Raw genomic sequence first — 21,142 nt, 5'->3', positions numbered from 1 at the left:
TAAATATGAGACTTTCCTCCACGTGTCGTAACAGAAAAGTGGTATTATCGAGAACGCACTTTTCTACAATATCGTGGAATTCGGTATAGCTACTTTTAGGCACTAAGTTGGAGAAATTTGTGAAATTGGCAGAATTCGTCGCGGGTGAGCATGAGGTCGCGCTGGAAAACGTGATGTTGCTCCGACACTCCGATAGGGCAGTGAAAGAACTTCTAGATGCGGGTGGTACCTTGGAAGAGTACACCTTCGTGCAGCCTATACGCTCGTCATACGATTATCGACATCCCGATCACCCTCCGGTTCACCTTTTAGTAGTGGTCGTTCATGACCGCGTTTATGGTGTTTTCAAGGTCCTGGACGTCGACGCGGAAGGCGACACTTACTCTCTATCTAGCGCGGGGCACCAACAGTTTGACAATACCCGAGGAAAACCGCCACGGCCTGCGCGTCGATTCCAAATGGAGCACGTCCATAGTGCAGCCCAAAATGTTAGCGTCCATGGTTGGGAGCACCGACAACGAACCGCAGTTCAGCGAGCGTCGGGTGGTTTTTTTGGCGAAATCTCCATCGCACCGGACGTTGAGTATTCCAAACAAACTGTAGTCCCTCACTCTAACGTCGTTCGCGACTTGGACGAGCTAAACCAGCGCTTCGCCGAGGAGGTTCAAGATTCACTTTCTGGCACCACAGTAACTCGCCAGAAAAGGCTTGAGGCAGCACCCGTTAAACCGATCCGAGTTCCGGTGACTACTACCGCGTTCATACGCAACGCTGACGTTATTGCAGAGGTGTTGTCCCGAGCCAACGGAATCTGCGAGCTTTGCCACCAAGCCGCTCCTTTCAATCGTCGCTCAGATGGTACTCCGTATCTTGAGGTTCATCATAAGGTGCGACTCGCAGATAACGGGGAGGACACGGTAGAGAACGCGACCGCACTTTGTCCGAACTGCCATCGCAGGGAGCACTACGCCTAACAAGTGGCTGTTGGTGGACGCACCTACGCTGCGCTTCGGACGCCGCAAAGCTAAGCGTTAGGCATCAAAACTAGGATTGGCAATGGCGAGACTAGATACACGGCTGGAGGCAGAAGGAGCTGAGTTTTTGGTTCTGGGGCAGCTTTTGCTCCACAAAATTGCTTCCTACAAGACTTATACAAATATGCCTGGCTATGATTTGGTCGCGACAAATCCTGAGTCAAATAGATCCGCGATGGTTCAAGTAAAAAGTAGGTGGCGAACCGGGGCTGGTGGGTTTCCCATCAAAAATTTCAACTGCGATTTTGTTATTGTGGTGCTGCTCAACCGGGGTTCGAAGGATGGCAAAAAAGAAGTTATGCCGCCGAATTATTTCGTCTTTCCGGTAGCTATCGTGGAGTCCGCTCCACGAAGCGAAAACTGGGGCAAAGTAAATCTTAGAGACATTCCAAATTACGAGCAATACGAAGAAAAATGGCACCTGATCGCTAACTTTCTTCGCGAGAAAAATGCCTAACAAATCAATTAAGTTCGTTTCGGTCTGCGGCCTCCACCGGACGCCCCTGTCGGGTCGCCGTTTGGCTATGCGATAGCTGTTCCAAGAAGGATTCCTGATATATGAACGTAAATGTTTTGATAGCTGTTCTTGTTTTGTTTTCTGGGTCTTCAGCCTTGGCGCAAGAAAAAGATGAAGGTAAGCAAAAATTTTTAGAATGCCTAAGTGTCCATAATTCTACTTTAAAAAAGGTAGCGGGATTAAGCGTAGACGAAAAATTTAGATTTGCTTACACATTTCTTGAATCATACGGAAGCAAAAAACAAGCAAGCGACTTTTTATCAAAAAAGGCTGAGTTTATTTCGAATCCGGATACTGCTGATAGCTACATTAAGCTTCTTTCAATAAAATGGACAGAATCTTGTGTATCAAATATTTCACAATAATATGCAGCTAATTGGGTGGCCGAGGGTATCTAACCCCCAGCCCTACAACACTCTGCATGCGAATCCGCACAGGGCGTTTCCCGAAAACGTTTAGAGTAATTGGATGGATTAAAAATTTGGAAACCTTAGGCTGACTCACCCTTAGTGGACGGCAACGTTTGTAAGGCACGGTAAACCGTCATTCGTGATACACCCATGTCCCTGGCAATCTGGGCCTTCGTGCTTCCGTTCGCCATCCGTTTGCAGATTTCGGCTTCGTCGATCATTTTTGGACGGCCCTTATAAATCCCTTTTCGCTTTGCAGCCTCAATGCCAGCAAGTTGCCTCTCCTTTATAAACGTCAGTTCCATGTCCGCGACCATGCCCAGGGCCGTGATCATCATTCGACCCATTGCACCTTTCGTCGTAATGTCTGGCTCAAGGATTCGCAACGAAGCGCCCCGGGCATCCAGCTCATGAACCAAATTAAGGACGTCACGGGTAGAACGACCAAGACGGTCAAGGCGATGAACGACGAGTTCATCATCACGGCGTAAGAACTCAAGCACAGTCTCCAGCTCGGTGCGCCCATCGCGCGAAGCACCAGACACCGTTTCGGATCGAATGACTTCGCAACCTGCGTCGGTCAGTTTTCTGATTTGAATATCTAGATCCTGGCTGGCACTGCTAACACGTGCATATCCGATACGGGGCATAGTGTTTGTGTCACATTAGGGTGGTTATCGTAATGTTACTGTAACAAAATTCATTTTACACCCAATAGTTACTATTTTAAGTGTCACATCACACCATCCCCTATGGGTGTACTCTATTGTGACGCTTGATGCGGCCAAAGTTGAATTTGTCTGATAATCTGGCGACATAAAACGTGGTGCTAACTTCATAGGAAGCACCACGCTATTTCGCAGACTAGTCTTCTTCAAATTCCGAAGAGCTGAATTTCAGAACATTGCAGTTTTCCTTGATTGTTCGCTGCAATGATTCGTCGAACCCACCTTTTTTACGCGCTTCAATTTCGACCGAGATGGTCACATCCACACCGAGCTGGGCTGTGAACTGCTGGACTACCTCGTCCATGATGGTGGCAAAATCCATTTTTGCCTTTACGGCGTCCAGATCCACAGTTCCATAGAAGTGAGTCTTTGCTATAGCAGGTGCAGCTGTTGGTTCAGCATAAGAGCCACCGACAGGACCCTCCGAAATGTCAGGTCGGGACCCAGACGCTGCGCCAGTTCCAATTAGTCCGGAATCGATGGCTCCAGGCTGCGGTGCGGGTTGCTGAGCTTCGCGCAGTTTCTCGGCGTAGGCGGCCGCAGCTTCGCGTTCGATCAAGAGTGATGATTCATCCAGCGGCGCTATAGAACCCTTTCCGAAGCAGAAGCCCAGATAGCGGTCTTCTTCCTTATCAGAAGCAAAGCCGAAGAAATCCTCGCTTTCTACGCCTTGGCTAATAGCATTCCGAAACACTTGGTCGTTCACCAGTCGAGGTAAGTAAAGGTAATGACAGGTGTCTCGCCACACTTTTGGAGCGTTTACCTCGGAGACGCCATCCTTTAAGTACCAATCCTTGAGCACTTTGCGCAGGTGAATCGCCGACCACTCGTACACCATCCACTCTTCTTCTTTGAGCTTTTCCTCAATACTCTGGATCAAATTGGGCGAAGTTGGTGGAATAGATACCGCTTCCCAGCTCAGCTCAGGTCGACCTTTCACAAAGTCTTCGACAGGAGCTAGCAGCCATTTCCATGTTTCCCGGATCAGCTGACCGAGTGACTGTTCAGCGCCATCACGATTCTGCTTGGCTTGGTTCAGATGAGACAAATCTTGATTGAGCGCGCCACTTTCAATGTCTGCCACAATAGAACGCCACGCCAGGTAGATACGTGCCTGTTCTTTGAGGCGGCTGACCACGTCAAAGTCTGGAGCCAGGAATATCAGCCGGTTCTGTTTCTGACGAGGTTGATCTCCTCGGTTACGCAGAACTTTCTCAGCTTCACCAAACGCTTGATTGGAAGGGGTTCGGCTGTAGCCAGCACTTTCGGGTAATACCACTAAGCGTGGGCCAGGGCCGTAGTCGTCTGGGACGTCAACCGACGGAGTGAAAACATGAATTCCACTAAACTGATGGTTGCGCCCAAACACGCGAGTAACACGATCTTTCAGTAGGGGAATTACGTCATCCCGCTCGCTGACATTTTGTTTTCGGCTCTCCATTTCCCGGCGTAGGTTTGGCTTGGTGTCTAGCCAGTAGCGGTCGTGCTCTGAGTACAAATAGTGCAAACGATCTCGCAGGCGCTTGAGCACGTCTTCAAAAACACCGATAGTTTGGCCTGGCTGCACAGTGGCCAGCAGAATTCGTTCTTTTTCAACGCCACGAATCATCTGCTCCTGAGAAGAGGGTGCACTTCCCAGAAAAATTGCACGAGCTGTACGTCGGGCTGCCTGAACACCACCAAACAGGGTCTGGTGGCCATCAATATTCGCAGGCACAGATCGTGGCCCGTCAACCTCCCTTTCGATGACCGGCTCCCAGCCTTGAGGTAGATAGTGAATGCTTTTGTTACGGACGTTTGTATCATCTAGTGGCAACGAGCCAGGCATGATCAACGCATCTTTGTTACCGCTGTTCCAAAGCCGATGAATTACGATCGCCATGTATTGGAGTACACCCCGAGTGCGCTGGAATTTATCCAGCATGGACCAATCCTCATAAAGGCGGTCAAACACTTCGGGGTGGATAGGATAAGAGGAGCACAGCCGCTCGTAGTATTCGTTGGACTGAGTTTCGACCGGAAACTTCTCGGCATTTTTCCGATAAAAGTCTGAGAACTGGCGGCTTATGCCTTCCACTTCGGCACGTTCGCCCGAGCTTTCGAACAGGCGCCGCCGGACGATTTCAAAGGATTCGCTGGAACCGACAGGCTTCCACACCGATTCTACCCTGGCAAAGTACTTTTCCAGGGAGTTCAGAGCACGTTGGCCCATGGTACCGCCAACTTCCAGTTCAGATTCAGGCAAAGACGCTAGCAGCATAGCGTTAGGCACCGCCTTCAGCGCTTCAGTCAAACCTTGAACGAAGCTGATGTTGCTGTCGAAGGTGCCGCCTTTATATTGTTTACCCAGCTCCAACTGTCGAATGTAGGCAACCAATTCGTCAATTAGAATGACACAGGGCGAGGCTCTGGTAAGCAATTCTTTGAGTACTTCCTTACCGGGGGAAGTGCCGTCTGCATCACTGGCCGCAACCAAAGCGTAACCCTCTTCGCCAAGAAGCCGCCAAGCTAGCTCACCCCAGAGGGTATTTACAGTGATAGATCCATAGGAGCTGGGCTGGCTGGGTGATTGGCGTATTCCATCCAGAACGGCAATACGCGCCTTCGGCAGCTCACTAATACCGGCTTCATCCAGAATCGGGGGAATGCCCATTAACTTGTCTGTGCTGACTTCACGGCTGGCCAAGTGATATACCGCTAGCATTGTGTGAGTTTTACCACCACCGAAGGCAGTTTGTAGCTGAATGACTGGGTCGCCACCCTGACCGGCGAGGCGCTGTGCCACAGACACAAGCAGTAAGCGCATTCCTTCGGTAATGTAGGTACGGGAAAAGAACTTTTCCGCATCTTGATACTCGTCTGGGGCCGTTCCGCTTGCCACTTGGGTGATGTCGGCAGCAAACTCAGACTGTTTGAATGAGCCCTCCAGAACGTCTTTATGTGGGCGGGCAATCTCGCTCCAAGGTTTCAAACTCATAGTCGTATCCTGTTACCTGTCAGTGCATCGTCGGGTTCAAGTTTGTTTAATCAACAATGCCCGAATGACGATCCACTGTTTTAAAAATATGTTTTTGAGTCCAGCTGCAGTTTTGACGTATCAGCCGTCCACACTCTCAAGCCTTTGGTGAACCTCTGCGGCACTGTACCAGTTCAAAAAATCCAGAAGGTCTTCTTCGCCATCGAGCTTCCAGAACAACACGGGATTGCCCAGGCGCAGTGCAGGGCAGTTCTTGCGATTAAGATTTGAGTTGCGTGTGTCTATGTCCGAATACTCGCGCGTCGGCTCAAATTCTGAGTCGCTCAATACAACCCTCTGTGTCCACAGAGTGACAAATTCACCCGTTCTTTCAAACGCCAACTCTTTGCCATCATTTGTTCGAAAACCCGCAATGTATTTTGTAGGCTCTGAAATCCGATCCAGAAACTTGGCCAGTGTCGCCTCTACAGTTCCTGTCTCTGCTGCCAGTGAGCCAGTTGTTGTATCGTTGTGTTTTTCGATACTAGCTGGGATCTGCGTGTCAGCTGTTGAAACTGGCTCTTCTGCCTCCGGCTGCGGATCTTCAGCAAGCTTTATGGATTTAGAATCGTCAGTGAACGGATGCTCTTCATGAGCAGGCTCTGGCTTAGTAGAGTGTGGGCTTGCTTCGCTACCGGAGATCAAGTGTTTCAGCTTTGCCACTATGAGCGCCTTGCGAGCGACTATAAACTCATCAAACTTCTCGATCTCCCACAACGAGGGCCTGGCGGGGATTAAGTGCATGCTCAGGTAAGCATCAGACTTATCCGCAAACCAGTCTCTGGGGAGCTTGTCGCACTTTCCCTGAAAACCATTATCGTCAGCAGTCAGTAGCATGCAGTTGGCAAGCTGATCTCTTACAGCAGCTGGGTAACGGAGAAGTGATTGCCTGCCGGTCTCTGGGTTTTCATCCTTCATGCTTTTCAGCAAAGACTGCGGAAATATGTGGTCAACCTGTGGCAAATTACCGGCATAGGCAGGCTGGTAGTCAAACTGGCGATACCAGATGTTGAAGATAAGATGAATGGCTTTCGATCCATAGCTGGTCTGGAATAGGCTTTCCTCGAAAACATCCAGGTTGCGCCCGTCATTGCGCAACACTTCAAAAAGATTTGTGACTGAGAAATCCTGATCCTGATTAATTCGGCGAATACATTTATCAATTAAACCATCCGGACGACCACTGAAAGCGCCGCATAGCAGTGTTCTTAACAAGTAGGTGTCAAGACCTGACAAGGACTGCCATTGCTGTGGGAAATGGAATCTGTAATAGATCACAGGTATAAGCGTCAGGTACGAAGGCAATGCCCGGTCAGAGCGTATAAACGTTTTGGAGTGCAGGTAGTCTCGTACATCTCTGATAGCAGAAGAAATGCGAGGCCATTTTTCGATAATATCCTGCTTGGTTTGTTCGTCGCGGAACTTTTTAACGTCATAGGCGGCTCCTTTTCCTAGCAGTACGAGGCACGTTTTCATCACAAAATCACGTGTGAACTCGTAGCCAGACAGGTTCAGCTCCCCAATTAAGTCTTCCATTGCTTCATCAGCATCTTGCCAAGATGCGGTTAGCAAAGAAAAGAGAAGGTCAGATTTGCCGAGTTTGGTGCCACCAGAGTTTGCCCGAATAAAGATCTCTACCACATCGTTCTCGGTGTAAGCCTCCGGGTTATCAACGCTATCAAGCTCCTGATATCCCACATACTCTTCAGAAACAAATACTCTTTGTGCCTGCCAAAGATTGCGGATGAGTGTTCGTTCCTGGTCCTCCGTTAATGCCGAAGCGGCTTTTGTTTCCAAATTTCTGGCCAAGTCGTTTGGCATTTCATTGCTGAAAACAATTTCTTTAAATTTGACCCAAGGGAAGGCTGCCCTGGCTGAGGGCAAAAATCGAAACTGATAGCGCATTTCCTCGGTGCTGGTGGGAGCGCCACTGAGCACATTGAAATACAATTCCTGTTTGCTGTGGCTGCCGCAGAGCCCGATAAACAGGCTTTGTAATCTCTGCTGCCCATCCAGAACCAAGAGTTTCGTCCGGCTGTCTTCGGGTATTTGGAATTGGGATAGCTTGATGCCATCGTAATAATTATCGATAAACTTGCGACGCTTGATAATGGACGGGGTGCGCCAAACCAGCATCGTACTGATGGGGTACTCGCGCATGATCGAGTCAAATAACTTCTCAATCTGCTCTGGGCCCCACACAAACGGCCGCTGGATATTTGGTAGCCAAAAGCCCCCGTCGTATTCTGGGTTATTGAGATACTTAACGATCTTCCGGATGGCTACATTTTTGTTTCTCATAGATATTCCTTAAAAGTCCATTCCTTGTTGCTCATCTTTGTGACCTAGAGAATGCGACGCTGCAACAATGGCATGCCATGAAGCAATTAATTCGTTGTAGGCGCGAGCTTCTTCGGCCCATTTTTTGCGCTCACATAGAGTGTAGAGGTGATAGGCCAGTTGGCGGATGGCTTCGCCATTTTCTGGCATTTTAGCCAGTAACTCACCGGCGGCGGATTCGCCGTGGTTATTTAGGCGGCGGATCATCTGGTGGCAGGCCTCCCATATCGGAGTGCGTTCGTCTTTGGTGGGGTCCCAGTCTGACTCATACTCTGCCCAGCGAAGCAGACGTACTTTGCCGCTGCCTGACTCAGCCACACCAGCTGATTTAACACCGTCGACGGTTGTCCCTTTTGCCTGCGCTATAACATTGGCTTCACCAAAATGACCGCTACTCCAACCGTACTGCTCGAACCAACTTGAACAAAATTGCGTATCAGCATCGAAGTTGCCTGAATCTGGGCTCAGATATTCAGTGATAGCGCGGTTAATAAACACCAATGCGTCGTGCACGCTCATGCGACTACCGTCTTGGTTCAGCACGGCTTTGTACTTTGAGTAGATAGCCATGCCTGGACCAATCGCGGCTTGTGATAGATCCACAGGAGCAATCGGCGTTTGGCCAGTCTGCCCGCCGATCATGGTCTCCAGTGCTTCGGGCATGTCTTCACGGAGTTGGCGTTGGAACTGGCGGCGTGAGATGGACTTAACATTGGCTTCGCGTTTACGACATACTAAAACGATTGATGAGGCAAGGGCATTAGATCCTACGCCTCGAATGCGAGATGATTGTTCACTTCGTAAAGGCCAGGTGCCATCAATAGAAAAGCCCGCCAGAATAACTGCTTCAAGAAAGGTGACCCAGCCCGTATTTGTTGTGCTATCGCTTTTAGTTTCAGACTGCTTAAAAGCATAGTAAATAGCAACAGGGAAGCTTGGGTGAGCTTGCTCTGACATGTTATGAATAGCTTGAGTCATACCTTCCAAAAAAAAGATTTCTGCTTCTTCTTTGCCCCCATGACGGAAAGGAGTTGCTACTAACTCCTCAGTTTTTGGAACCACCATAGTCCCAAAAAGACTCGGAAAAATATTTCTTAACGACTGTCTCATCCAAACGTAGAAAAAATCGGAGAGGTCAGCGTAGCCAATGTTGTCGTAATACGGAGGATCTGTCGAAATGACTTTTAGGCAGCTAGTATCTTGTGCAGCGGCGTTAAGTTGCAGCGCGTGACCTGGACTATGGCTTGTTCCCAGTTTTAGCAAGCACTTAACCTGATATTCAAGATTAGTGATAAACCCGCCAACCACGTTCTCCAAAATATTCGCTTCACCAAAATCCCAAATCATTGAGATCGTTTGCCGGGCAAACAAATACATGATTTTTTCGTTACCTGGACGCCACCCTGTAAGTGAATTGTTGAAGTCAGCGCAACGGTCAACGCAGAAGGTGAGATATGTAGCGACGGCATCTCCATAAGCCGTGGCACCTAAACCACCCGAGTCCAAAGCTTGACCATCATCGTTCATGCCGGCAGTTATGGCGTCTACAATCGCCCTGTCTCTGGCTATTTGCACTAAATCTGAGAAGGTGGATAAAGCTAACAGTTGCCGGGGGGTGAAAAGGTCACGATGCTTTAGCATCCCGTACTCTTGAACCCTAAATCCTAATGCTTTATCCGGTAGGTTTGTTTCGGGCACCCGGCTTGGCTTGGCTTGTCTCGCAATTTGCTCAGATTCGACCGAGGGGGATAGATAAACTCTGCCACGCACCCCTTCAGCAACAATAGCCATTAGACGTTCACCCATCCGACCTGCTTTAGCTTCAGTTCGCACATATTTAAAAGGCATTGCTGTCTGAGACATTATGCAGGTTGCACCGGTACGCGTCATGGTTCCAGCTACCGCATCTGAGGGTTGTTCACCCGTTTTGACCTCAAAGTAGTAATTGTTCTCATCGATGACAGGCTCGACCCATGCTTCCTTGCCTTTCTTATTCGACAGCACAAAGGATCGAACTAACGGAACATCTACGTTACTAAAAGCAGGGTTGGGGCTGTTTACTGTCCTGGACCACAGCCAAGCAATCACAGTTAGTTCTTTGTTTTCATAAGCTTTAAGATCTGATCTTTTTGCTACCATCGCTGGCGTAATTTCGATTTTTGGATAGAGAGGGCCAATACTTCTGACGGCCTCTTCGTGCATCCAATGGCCATAGCGTCGCACATCTTCGGCTAGCCCTTTAATACCAGCCCAGTCCTCAAAAGCGTCGTTAGTCGCTGTTTTTTTCTTCTGACTGTCGGATTTCAATCTTGGGCCAACTGGTGGTTGGCCGGCAAACTTTGGCGGAATCTCAATCATCGCTTTGTTAATCATTACTGCGACGGGATTTAAATCACTGGCATAGCTTTCCAGCCCTAGGCGCTGGGCTTCTAGTGGAATCGCACCACCACCAGCAAACGGGTCATGGAAGGCGGGCAATTTGTCCGGATTGAACAACTCCCCTGCTTGCGGATGATTACGGTTTAGCTGACAAGTTTCACGCCAGCTTTCCCATATTGCTTCGCGGGCGCGGTTGAGCACTTCTTCGTTATTAGTGTTTTCCCACTTCACTAAATCGCGGATGATTTGAAATAGTGTCTCGCGTTTTATTTCCGCTTCTTTTTTGTTAACGCCATAACCCAGCTCCCGCTGGTAGCCAGGGTCATTGACTAGCTGGGCGAACAACACTGCACGGGCTGCAGCTAAAGGGCGACGCGCCCACCACAGATGTATCCCTCTGGGGTGAGGGCCAATACCGGGCATTTTCTCATGGGCGCAAGCAGCATTAATGTCATCCAGCGGTAACGCCACTTCGATCAATTTTTTTGGGGACTTAATAGCAGTCATAATGATCTCTTACGCAATCTGCAAAACATGGCGAATGGCTGTCTCAAACGGCTGACCGGCAATGTCTTTCAGTTCTTGCTCGAGACATGGTCGCCATTCTTCCTCTTCAAACATTTCAGAGAGGCCTAGAAGTGTTTCTGCCGTTTGCAGATAGCCCTTAACATAAGTTTCTCGGATTTTCCGGAGTGAGCCATTCAGGTTGAATACCCTGATTGTTTCTTCCGCCCGCTGAATCTCGTCTGGTGCAAGGTTCTCGGCAGGAACTACTTGGCCGTCTGGCAAAAAGCGAAGGTAGCGATCCGGGTTTTCCTGATCTGCCTTAATTAAGTCGTGGTGCTCATAGGTCTGTTTATCTTTGTATTTGCCGCAGCTGTCTCCACGGTTGCAGGATCCAAACAGATTATTCCAATCGAACGTGCCTTGTGGGTGGCAGTTTCGCTGTCGAAAGTGCTCGATATGGGCATGATGACTATCTGGCTCTGTGCGTATCTCGTATTCGCAGTATGCACAGCGATTACTCTGCATCATATTTAGGCCAGCCCAGATCTCTGCCTTTTCGACTTTTGTCACCTCGGCCCAGTTATTTCGGCCATGTCGGTAACGATTGAGGAATAGTGGTGCCGGTGGTCGGTTCAATTGGTGCATGTCAGTCCCTTGATTTACCGGCCGATAGTTTTCCAGCTAGTTTGGCTTTCATCGCTTGCAAGCGTTCGATGCGCTGACATTCCAGCCACTCGGGGTGATCGTCACCAAAGTGGGCAATGATGTTGGTCATAAGCGCTTGTTTTCTATTAGCTTGCTCAGGCGTTAGCTGGTTTGAGGTGACGAGCGCTTTGTAATCTTGGAGCCATTTGGCTTCTTCGACGTTAGGGACGGCGTCGGTACCTTGTAGCTCTGCCATTACATCGTTACTCGCTACGCCACGACTTTGCATAGTTGGTATTACTGCTTGTGAGATGAACTTTCCTGTTTCCCGGTCGAGCTCACTGCGTACTAGGCGGATAGATTCAGATTTCACCGTTGAAAGGACTTGTGGGCTGTGTGTAGTGACAATGAATTGCACATTGGGGAAGGCAGAGCGCAGGGAGCCAATCACAGTCTGTTGCCATTTTGGATGAAGGTGCATGTCAACTTCATCGATAAAGGCGATGCCTGCTGTTTTTTTGGATGCATCTGCCCCCATCTGGGGGTTGAGCTTGGCACAGCGCCAGGCCATATCAGCCACTAGCGACACCATAGCGCGAACGCCGTCGCTGAGCATGGACACAGGCAATACACCCAACTCTTCATGAGTCATTGCTAGCTCTTCATGCTGAACGCTGTAATGGAATCCACTCCAGCCATCGCTGCTAAGAACGGTATCAACGGTGTTTTGGATGCCTTTAATCTGATCCGCAATTTTGTGGCCTTGGTAAACTTCCATGCTCTGCTGCTGAAGCGCCGCGAAGGTAGCTTTGGTCATCCATTGCTGCACCTGGGTAAAACTGGAGGCAGAGCTGAAGCAGTCTTCATACCCCAAAGTGCGGCTTTCGCTAAGCACAGACTTGCGACTCATATTTTTATGAGCATTCCAGAGGCGGCCTGAACCATAGTAAGCCAGCAATGGCAGTGGCACGGACTCTAAGGCTTGAACCTGTTTCATGAGTATTTTGCCAAGCCCTGTGAGCGCGGACGCATGTTTTATCGTTGTCCGGCCTTTTGCACCAAGAAGCTCCCTGATGACAGGTTTATCCATGCTCTTTAGGGTGGCTTCAAGCCGAACGGGGAACACTTGTTCACTATCAGAGTGGCCGGGTAGGCGCTGATAGCGAGCATCTGCCTGTGCGATATGTTTGGCCGTTCCCAGGTCAAAAGCCCCGACAAATGTTCCCAGAGCAATAGCTGCAGCATCCAGTATTGAGGTTTTACCTTGCCCGTTTCGGGCTGCTAATATGGTCAGCTCGGGATGAAAGCTAACCTCCAGATGTTCAAAGCGCCGGAAATTGGTAACTTTCAGCGTCTCAAGATTCATGAGCTTGGCTCCTGGGGCACGGCTTTGGACAGCAGGTGTTTGAGTTCGTAGTTCACAGAGGGCACACCAAAATCTGGTTCTATAGTGAATGGATTTTGCACGTAGTAAGGGCCTTCGAAACTGTTACCGTCCACTAAAACAATCGCCAACCAGAACTTATCTTCCTGATTGAGAGCGTAGAGAATTTCGTTACGGCTAACGGTGATCACATCGTGACCTTTTGCTCGGCCTTTGACTTCAATATGCCTGTCTTGCGGCAAAGACCCATCCGGGTTGGCTTTTGGGCGCGATGTGATATCCCAGCCGCATTTCTCGGCGGATACATCTTTCACCGTGTGTCCCAAGGCTTCTTCATGATCCGTTACGGCCTGCATAGCGACCTGCTCGATGTGCGCGCGGGCCCGGGCATCCACTGTGAACAGGGGTTTACCCTTTCGCATATCCAGTAAACCCTGCGGAATGACAAGGGCGCCACCAATAACCACTGGTGTGCTTGAGACCACGTTCTTCATGGCCTCCAGCTCACGTTTGCGCTGTTCTAATCGGGCAGTCAATTCTTCTGCTCGTCGCCGAAAGTTCTCTGGTTGCATGCGCGGCTGTTTGCCTGCGGCCACATCCTGGTCCAATTTAATGGCTTGCCCAGAAAGGTAGTTGATCTCTTTCACAAGCCGTTCATGAACTGCCGCGTGGATTTTTTCAGACTGAAGCTCTCTGCGCGTTTTTATCTCCCGATAATGTTCTGGTACCAGGTGCTGAGAGGCATGGTTCAAGGCTACGGCTTCAAGATTGCCGGTAATCCAGGGGGCATTCAGTACGTCTTGAATCAACTTGCGGTCGTCACTATCGATAGGTTGCAGGTCCAAATGTGGTGCCCAACCAGCGTGAGAGGTGTTGCCCTGCTGATCAATCTCCACAAATTGCAGGCGACGCGACGCGATGGCGGGTTTTTCAGCGGTGCCTGCACTTTCACCTTCACGGATACTATGATCCACCATAAAGAGAATTCGAGGCTCGATTCCTTCGTCGTTCGGATTAACCAGTACCGCGCCTTGTTTGAGTTTGCTGCGATGCGCAGAAAGCACAAGGTCCGTGGTGGCGGCCATCAGAGGGTGGTTAGGGTGAATTAAGTCAGCCATCGGCTTGCCAGGGCTACGAATCAGCTGCTTTTCAAAACAGACACGTTCGTACTTTTTCAGCACTGGCGTGCGGCTTTCGCCCATAACGCGGTCTCGTTCGCGAATGGCTGCGGGTACATGGCGAACTTCATATCGGCCAGATTCCCTTTGTCGCATCTCGCCGCTGAGCGTCCGAAAGGCTTCGGTAAAAAAGGCGCGAATAAAATAGGGTTGAAGCTTGCGAGCTTCGGCTTTTTCCATTTCCTCTTTTACTGCGTAAAGGTCTTCCAGTGACATGTGCTGTTCAACTAAGGCGTTGCGTTTAAGGATTTCACGCAGATGCGCCGTGTCCAAGGCGCCATCAATCACTTGGTTCAGTCTGGCTTTGACTTCTGGCGATTCGCCATAGCGAATGGCTTCCACTAGCAAGTCTTTGAGCGATCGGTTTTCGAAGGCTTCGCCCAGTACGTCGAAAACTTTGCCGCCCAGCGCTTTCTTTTCAATTTCCAGCTTTTCAAACAGCTTCTGGAAGACTGCGCCTTCTCGCGTCTCGTTGGCAATCAAGTTCCATAGATGGCATACCTCAGTCTGACCGATACGGTGAATACGGCCAAAGCGCTGTTCCAGGCGGTTAGGGTTCCAGGGCAGGTCATAGTTGACCATAAGACTGGCGTTTTGCAGGTTTACGCCTTCGCCTGCGGCATCTGTTGCCACCAAAACCAGTACATCCGGATTGTTTCGAAACTCTTCCTGGGCCTTGCGCCTGGCATCCCGGCTGGTACCGCCATGAATAGTGAGCACGGCCTCGGGGTTGCCCAGCAAGCCACGAATACGCTGCATCAGATAGTTAAGTGTGTCTTTATGCTCAGTGAAGATGATGAGCTTGCGACGACTGCCACCTGCGGTGTACATCTCGGGACGGTCTTGCAGCAGGTGAGAAAGCTCTTCCCATTTTTTATCGTTGCCAGATTGCACAACGGTCATAGCTTGGTATTCCAGATCCTTTAAAATCTGAATTTCTGCCTCTAACTCAGGAATGGTTTCAGCAGCTGTGGCTTGGTCTACTACCTGTTCTGCGAACCGTTCATACTCTTCTGCGCTTAGCTCGTCGTCATCCAGTTCGTCGATGTTGTCGGGTATGTCGAGTTCTTTATTGAGTTGATATTCGCCCAGAGTTTCAGCGACGCTGTTTTTGCCTGCTTGCGCCACAGCATGGCCGCGAGCGACAAGCTTCATTTCATCCAGACGTGACTCCAAACGCTTACGTCTGCGTTTAATGGACTGATATATGGCCTCTGGACTTGATGCTAGGCGACGCTGTAGCTGGGTTAGAGCGAACCCAACTGTGCCCCTGCGCTTGCCATCCAGGTTGTCCGCACGGTTCATTTCGTTGCGAACGTAATCCGTTACTTGGGCATAAAGGTCAGCTTCGGCGTCTGACAGCTGGTAGTTTGCGGAGTAGGCCAGCCGTTCTGGGAATAGGGGGGTACCGTCGAACTTCAGCAGTTCTTCCTTGACCATGCGACGCATCATGTCGGAAATATCGACTTTGTGTGCGCCTTCTCGGAATTTGCCGTAAAAGCGGTCGCCGTCGAGCAAGGATAGCCAAATCTGGAAATCTTCTTCTTTGCCGTTGTGGGGCGTGGCTGTCATCAGTAGAAAGTGACGGGTAATGGTGCCCAGTAGCTCGCCCAGCTGAAACCGTTTGGTCTTATTAACTTTGTTGCCAAAATAGTTGGCTGAAAGCTTGTGGGCCTCATCGACAATGATGAGGTCCCATTCACTGTTTTTCAGTTTTTCCTGAAGATCTTCGTTTCGGGAAAGCTGATCAAGCCGGCAGATCAGAAGGTCGACTTCGTTAAAATAGTTACCGGATGCACACTGCTCTTGTTTCTCGCGGCTAAATATTTGGAACTGGACGCTGAACTTTTCCAGCATCTCATCTTGCCATTGGTCGGTCAGGCCGCCTGGCGAGACGATCAGAATCCGCTTTGCATCAGCCCGCATGAGCAGCTCGCGAATCAGTAAGCCAGCCATGATGGTTTTGCCAGCACCCGGGTCATCGGCCAGCACGTAGCGAAGTGGTTGGCGCGGCAACATGTGCTCGTACACTGCCGAAATCTGGTGGGGTAGGGGTTCAACATTGGATGTGTGAACCGCCATCATGGGGTCGAACATCGCAGCTTGGGTGATGCGATAGGCTTCCAAACCCAATTTAAAATCTGCTCCGGGCGCATCAAATGCCCAAGGGCGGCCAGCCTGAGCGAGTTCTAAGCGTGCTTCATCGGTGCGGAACAGCATTTGTTCGTTCAAGCGACCCTGGCTGTCTTTGTAATACACGGTCAGAGCATGATCACCCACGGGCTCGGTCTGCACGACGCGAACCACCTCGTCGCCCTGTATACCGCGGACCTGCGCATCTTTTTTTATGTCTTCAAGCTTGAGCATGTTTAGTAATCCCTACTTTTCCGCAGACTGTCCAGACCGAACCCATTCATCCACTTCTTCTTTCTTGAATTTCCACAGCCGGCCGATTTTGTGAGCTGGAAGACTTTTGCGCTCTATCCACTTATAGACAGTATCGCTGGAGACTCCCAGGTACTGGGATATCTCACTGATGGAGAGCCATCGATCTGTTATCTCGCTCATGCTTCGTACCTTGAGATTCCCTAGATTGTGATTCAACTGTACCGGTGAACATGCCGGTTTTGACCCACTTTAATCCGATTTCGCCTGATTATGGCAGAGGTAATAATGTGGATACAGGGGAAATTTAGAAATGCCGCAGCTGTGGAAATTCCGTTATCTGGCGCGTGTTAGTTGTTTGCTGTGGCGGCTACACCCATCCGGCACTTCCAATGACTTTGCGGCGCCCACCCACTTTGTCCAACGTCAATGCACGGTAATTCTGGATTCATAGGTTATGCACGGGTCAGCACCCAAGATCAGAATTCGGATTTCCGAGTGGATGCTTTGGAGAAAGCTGGAGCTGAGCAGATCTTTCAGGAAAAGTTTGCCGGCAAACTAAGAGAACGACTCGATTTGTCGCAGTGCCTCCGCATGCTCCGGAAAGGTGTCTGGAAGCTGAATCGGCTGGCCCGTTCGGTAAAAGACCTGGTTGAAGATAGTCCAGGAACTCCATCATCGAGAAATCGGCTTTAAGTCATTGACGGAATCCATCGACATCACCAGTTCCGGTGGCCGTCTGGTGTTCCACATCTTCGGTGCTTTGGTTGAGCTTAAACACGATCCGATTCGGGAACGGACGATAGCCGAATTGAAGGCAGCCCAGGCCCGAAAGCAAAAAGGTGGCCGAAAACCGGCCATGTTAGACACTGATGTGAAGAAGGCTGCGGCCATCCTGTTAGACTCAAACTGACTGGAATAAAATAATGTGGTGAGAAGGTAACTGGCTTCCTCCTAAATCTGCGTATTTAATTTAAAATGACGCCCTGAGTTTTGCTCACCAGTCACTGCGCATAATACCCATTATGTTGGCTCGATCGGACGCTCACATTCGCCGGTGAGCCCGGCTGTAAACCTCACCACGCTCTCGCTTACCAATGGCGACAACAGTGACCACTACGCGGTCGTCTTCGACTTCATAGACCAACCGGTAACCTGCGCTGCGCAGTTTAATTTTGTGGCCGTTTACCAGGCCGGATAAGGCGTCAGGCTGGACGTGGAGATCGTCGAGCCGCTGTTTCAGCTTTTTCTTGAACGGCTCTTGCAGCACCGGCGCTAACGTCTTCCACTCTTTCAGCGCAGATGGTTTGAACTCCAGGGCATACTTAGAGTGCATCCAGGGTCACCGGAATACCACGCTCAGATCGTCGCGACTCCACTAAACGAATCAGTTCCTGATCGTCCAGTCTCTCCAGCATGGCCTCGTAGATATCCGCTGGCACACAGTAGAATGCGGGTTTGTTTCGGTTTAGAACGACGATCGGAAAACCTTCTCCGGCGCCCACGACCGCCATTGGGTTTTTCTTCAATTCAGAGATACTCGCCGTGATTTCGGTATAAATGGGGTGAGTCATAAACATACCTCCTAAGACCTATTAACAGGTCTTAGGGTATCAGAGATACTCGAATCCCGCACCTCCTAGTGGGCCAGTATTACTGTGGCGGTGACACATTGCTCTGTAGTCGTCTAAATGTAAGCAAAATGTCATGTTTGCTCGCTAGCATTAAGTCACTTAAGAGTTGGCAGCCGCGAGTGTAGTGCCATATAGGCGATGGAAATATGGCCGCCATGGTCGGTTCAGGGAGATTATGATGACCGTTTGCAGTCGTACTACGGGCTTTTTCGCCACTACGTTGTTCAGCACCTTGGCCCTGGCAAATCCCGATGTCACTTCTCGCGAATACAAGCTGATGCTGGATGCCAGTCAGTTCACATACCAGAATGAAGCGGTAGCGGTTGGACAGCTACTGGCCGCTGCAGAAGCTGCGATCGAATCGGCCATTGCTCGTGACGTTTCCGGGAGCCCCGTTTTGGCAAAGCAGCGAGATGTACGCTTTTTCGATACTCAAGGCTCCTGCGAACTTCGTCAGTTGGGTTACTCTTTTCGTGAGCGAGTGGAAAATGGCCAGTCGGAAGTAACTCTCAAGTTTCGGAGCCCCGACCGTTACATTTCCGATTATGAAGACCTCTCGTCCACCACTTCTGGCTCCGAAACCAAGTTGGAAGCTGATATAGGGGCCACATCCGTCGTCCCATTCAAGGTGGTATATGGTCATTCTACCAAGGCGCCTAATACGCGGAATCTAAACGAAATCAAGGATGTAAACCACCATTTTCCCGGCTTCGAGGTCGATTATGGTCTCTCGGACTCACAGTCCCTGTCACTAGTGGGCAACCTGGTGGTTCGTGAACACGTCTACCGTGGTACGGAAATCGACTTGGGTCAGTACGATGCGCAGATAAGCGTTACCCTCTGGTACCAAGGCGTGCCGTTAGGGGCACAGGCACCTTTGATTGGCGAGCTGTCATTCCGCTATGAAGATGGTTCCGCCGACTACACCCGTAAGGTGGTGAGCCGGGCGATCAGGTCCTTTGAGGCACTCAAATCCCTGTCCTCTTGGGTTTCGCCCGACTCACAGACCAAGACAGCTTTTGTATACGGTTTCAATCCTGCCTTCTGTCCATAACTGGCATTTCAGGTATCGGACGGCGCCAACCTGCACCCAATAACTCGACAAGGAAACAATGAATGAACAGCTATAAACTTCTGCTGGCCTCCCTACTGGCCTCTTCTTTGCTGGTAGGCTGCAGCGATGACGACGACACTGATAACGCCACGGCTTCCGTGTTCGACAGCTTCCCGGCAGAAGGTGCTTTTTTGCCCTACAGTGTACTTCGGGATGATCTGGTGGATGGTAAGTCCCAGCAAACCTTTGAGATACGTAATGGTGGTTTTGGGTCGGCGATGACGGCACACCCTTCAGATTCAGCGCGCTTCTATGCACTGACTGATCGGGGACCGAACGCTAACTTTACCGGTGATTTTGGCAAGGGTAAAACCTTCCCAACACCGGACTATATTCCGCGCATTGGCCTGTTCGAAGTTAAGGCGGACGGGGTGATCGAGTTAGTCAGAACTGTACTGCTCAAGCGTCCCGATGGCACTGAGATTAGTGGCCTGCCTAACAGCTCCGCCCTCGGTGGAACTGGCGAAACCCCATACCACGCTGATGGTCAGCCGATCCTAGAGGATGACAGTCAGCCCTATGATGAATCCACCAATCCGCTCCGGCTGGATGACTACGGCCTAGACGGTGAAGGTCTGGTGGCGCTGTCAGACGGCAGCTTCTGGGTCAGCGACGAGTACGGTCCGCACGTGGTGCACTTCGATGCATCAGGCCGCGAGATTGATCGTATCAACCCGTTCGCTGACGATGATCGGGTCAGCATTAATCTTCCGGCAGAATTTGCAAACCGTCGGGCCAACCGGGGTATGGAAGGGCTGGCTGTCACGCCGGACGAGAAAACCTTGGTGGGCATTATGCAGTCAACCATGTACAACCCGAACAGCACAGTGAAGGATTTGGACATCACCCGTATCGTGACGGTGAACTTAGAGTCCGGCAAAATCGGCCAATACCTCTACCGTCAGGAAAAAAACCAGAACTCAAATTCAGAGATTGTAGCCCTAAGCGCTAATGAGTTTCTGGTGATTGAGCGAGACGGCAGCTTCCTTTATGGCGGCCCCAATGGTGCCGGGGCAGCGACACCGAGTGCCCAGAAACAGGTCTATCGCGTTGATATTGCCTCCGGCATCAATCTAGAATCGATCGCAACCGGCGGCAACTTGGCTCAGGATGCTGAACTGGGCTTGACCCTGGCCGGAAAGACCATGGAAGAGGTTGTTCTGGAGCAAGGCTGGAGCGCCCTAAGGAGCGCGGGGATTGTTCCGGTGAACAAGTCACTGGTCGTCGACATGGTCTCGAGAGTCAGCTATTCCCACGACAAAATGGAAGGGCTGTGGGTTATCGATGATCAGCATCTGGGAGTACTCAACGACGACGACTTTGCTACCTGGGCGACAGGGGGTGAACTAGAGCAGAAGATGTTGGACACCAATACAGTGGATGGCAATAGGCTGTTTATTGTTGAGGCCAATCTTAGTACGGATTGATGAAACAAATTTGAATCAATCCGATCACGAACAGGGGGTTTATGGTTCCTCTAAGCTATACATAATATAGCTACTGGTCCGGGGCGGGTACCTTGGCTGAGCCAAGGTTCTCCAGAATGCCATAGGACGCTGGCAACACCAGCAGTATCAGAACGGTGGAAACTGGCGGGCCGATGAATCCCGAATATACGTCCTAAAGAAGACGGCAAAACAGCCCAATCGGACAAATGGATGTGGGTCACCCGCGGCGGTCCGCCGGGGCAACCGTCGGTTCTATTTGAATGCGACCCATCACGGGCGGGCAAAGTGCCGCAGATCGACTGAGGACAAGTGGGTCGATTTAACGGCGTTTACAGACAGACTTTAGGGTAAGCAGTTTTATCCACTGCGCATAATCGCGGTTATGGTGAACGTAGAAAAAAGAGAGGGGTAAGACCAGACCTC

Annotated in this window: 17 protein-coding genes and 1 pseudogene; 8 read left to right on the top strand and 10 right to left on the bottom strand. The window is 50.5% G+C overall.

Annotated features, from left to right (window positions below):
• The first annotated feature begins 119 nt into the window (after positions 1 to 119).
• The 3 genes from ATI45_RS22610 to ATI45_RS05640 all read left to right on the top strand — a co-directional run bounded on the left by ATI45_RS22610 (position 120) and on the right by ATI45_RS05640 (position 1,916).
• Positions 120 to 974, top strand: coding sequence for an HNH endonuclease (locus ATI45_RS22610; RefSeq protein WP_228706216.1), 855 nt, complete (start codon positions 120 to 122; stop codon positions 972 to 974).
• Between the two features lie 82 nt (positions 975 to 1,056).
• Positions 1,057 to 1,491 (top strand): hypothetical protein, encoded by a 435-nt coding sequence (locus ATI45_RS05645; protein WP_098418636.1) that lies wholly within the window; start codon positions 1,057 to 1,059, stop codon positions 1,489 to 1,491.
• 101 nt (positions 1,492 to 1,592) lie between these two features.
• Positions 1,593 to 1,916 (top strand): hypothetical protein, encoded by a 324-nt coding sequence (locus ATI45_RS05640; RefSeq protein ID WP_098418635.1) that lies wholly within the window; start codon positions 1,593 to 1,595, stop codon positions 1,914 to 1,916.
• Between the two features lie 125 nt (positions 1,917 to 2,041).
• On the opposite strand, the gene ATI45_RS05635 is transcribed toward ATI45_RS05640, so the two are convergent.
• From ATI45_RS05635 to mads1, 8 genes are all read right to left on the bottom strand, one after another.
• Positions 2,042 to 2,611: a recombinase family protein gene (locus ATI45_RS05635; RefSeq protein ID WP_098418634.1), complete on the bottom strand. Its 570-nt coding sequence runs from the start codon at positions 2,609 to 2,611 to the stop codon at positions 2,042 to 2,044.
• Positions 2,612 to 2,825: 214 nt separating this feature from the next.
• Positions 2,826 to 5,666 (bottom strand): ATP-binding protein, encoded by a 2,841-nt coding sequence (locus ATI45_RS05630; protein ID WP_098418633.1) that lies wholly within the window; start codon positions 5,664 to 5,666, stop codon positions 2,826 to 2,828.
• Between the two features lie 120 nt (positions 5,667 to 5,786).
• A complete protein-coding gene (locus ATI45_RS05625; RefSeq protein ID WP_098418632.1) occupies positions 5,787 to 8,006 on the bottom strand; it encodes a DUF262 domain-containing HNH endonuclease family protein in 2,220 nt (739 codons plus the stop codon).
• Positions 8,007 to 8,015: 9 nt separating this feature from the next.
• On the bottom strand, positions 8,016 to 10,931 hold the full coding sequence (locus ATI45_RS05620) for a DUF1156 domain-containing protein (RefSeq protein WP_098418631.1): 2,916 nt from the start codon (positions 10,929 to 10,931) through the stop codon (positions 8,016 to 8,018).
• 9 nt (positions 10,932 to 10,940) lie between these two features.
• A complete protein-coding gene (ptuB, locus tag ATI45_RS05615; RefSeq protein ID WP_098418630.1) occupies positions 10,941 to 11,576 on the bottom strand; it encodes a retron Ec78 anti-phage system effector HNH endonuclease PtuB in 636 nt (211 codons plus the stop codon).
• Position 11,577: 1 nt separating this feature from the next.
• On the bottom strand, positions 11,578 to 12,942 hold the full coding sequence (locus tag ATI45_RS05610) for an AAA family ATPase (RefSeq protein ID WP_098418629.1): 1,365 nt from the start codon (positions 12,940 to 12,942) through the stop codon (positions 11,578 to 11,580).
• Positions 12,939 to 16,505: a helicase-related protein gene (locus ATI45_RS05605; protein WP_098418628.1), complete on the bottom strand. Its 3,567-nt coding sequence runs from the start codon at positions 16,503 to 16,505 to the stop codon at positions 12,939 to 12,941. Before ATI45_RS05605 ends, ATI45_RS05610 begins: the two co-directional genes overlap by 4 nt.
• 12 nt (positions 16,506 to 16,517) lie before the next feature.
• Positions 16,518 to 16,706 (bottom strand): methylation-associated defense system helix-turn-helix domain-containing protein MAD1, encoded by a 189-nt coding sequence (gene mads1 / locus ATI45_RS05600; protein WP_098418627.1) that lies wholly within the window; start codon positions 16,704 to 16,706, stop codon positions 16,518 to 16,520.
• Between the two features lie 246 nt (positions 16,707 to 16,952).
• On the opposite strand from mads1, the gene ATI45_RS23020 reads away from it, so the two are divergent.
• Positions 16,953 to 17,219: a recombinase family protein gene (locus tag ATI45_RS23020; protein WP_267283855.1), complete on the top strand. Its 267-nt coding sequence runs from the start codon at positions 16,953 to 16,955 to the stop codon at positions 17,217 to 17,219.
• The gene (locus ATI45_RS23015) at positions 17,176 to 17,436 is read left to right on the top strand and encodes a recombinase family protein (RefSeq protein ID WP_267283854.1); all 261 of its coding nucleotides are present in this window, start codon (positions 17,176 to 17,178) and stop codon (positions 17,434 to 17,436) included. The genes ATI45_RS23020 and ATI45_RS23015 overlap by 44 nt, the downstream gene beginning before the upstream one ends.
• A 132-nt stretch (positions 17,437 to 17,568) precedes the next feature.
• Here ATI45_RS23015 and ATI45_RS05590 read toward each other — a convergent pair whose 3' ends face one another.
• Together ATI45_RS05590 and ATI45_RS05585 are read right to left on the bottom strand one after the other, a co-directional pair.
• The gene (locus ATI45_RS05590) at positions 17,569 to 17,859 is read right to left on the bottom strand and encodes a type II toxin-antitoxin system RelE family toxin (RefSeq protein WP_098418626.1); all 291 of its coding nucleotides are present in this window, start codon (positions 17,857 to 17,859) and stop codon (positions 17,569 to 17,571) included.
• A complete protein-coding gene (locus ATI45_RS05585; protein ID WP_098418625.1) occupies positions 17,849 to 18,097 on the bottom strand; it encodes a type II toxin-antitoxin system Phd/YefM family antitoxin in 249 nt (82 codons plus the stop codon). Before ATI45_RS05585 ends, ATI45_RS05590 begins: the two co-directional genes overlap by 11 nt.
• A 235-nt stretch (positions 18,098 to 18,332) precedes the next feature.
• Here ATI45_RS05585 and ATI45_RS05580 point away from each other — a divergent pair, with 235 nt between their 5' ends.
• From ATI45_RS05580 to ATI45_RS23280, 3 genes and pseudogenes are all read left to right on the top strand, one after another.
• Complete coding sequence (locus ATI45_RS05580) at positions 18,333 to 19,211, top strand: hypothetical protein (RefSeq protein ID WP_218926117.1); 879 nt, start codon at positions 18,333 to 18,335, stop codon at positions 19,209 to 19,211.
• A gap of 62 nt (positions 19,212 to 19,273) precedes the next feature.
• On the top strand, positions 19,274 to 20,698 hold the full coding sequence (locus ATI45_RS05575) for an esterase-like activity of phytase family protein (protein ID WP_098418623.1): 1,425 nt from the start codon (positions 19,274 to 19,276) through the stop codon (positions 20,696 to 20,698).
• Between the two features lie 166 nt (positions 20,699 to 20,864).
• Positions 20,865 to 21,010, top strand: a pseudogene (locus tag ATI45_RS23280) (IS66 family transposase); the annotation flags it as partial.
• Between the last annotated feature and the right edge of the window lie 132 nt (positions 21,011 to 21,142).

It is taken from the genome of Marinobacter sp. LV10MA510-1, from assembly GCF_002563885.1.
GTDB lineage: Bacteria > Pseudomonadota > Gammaproteobacteria > Pseudomonadales > Oleiphilaceae > Marinobacter.
The sequence above is the reverse complement of the archived record's forward strand: the minus strand, read 5'-3'. Positions and strand labels throughout refer to the sequence as shown.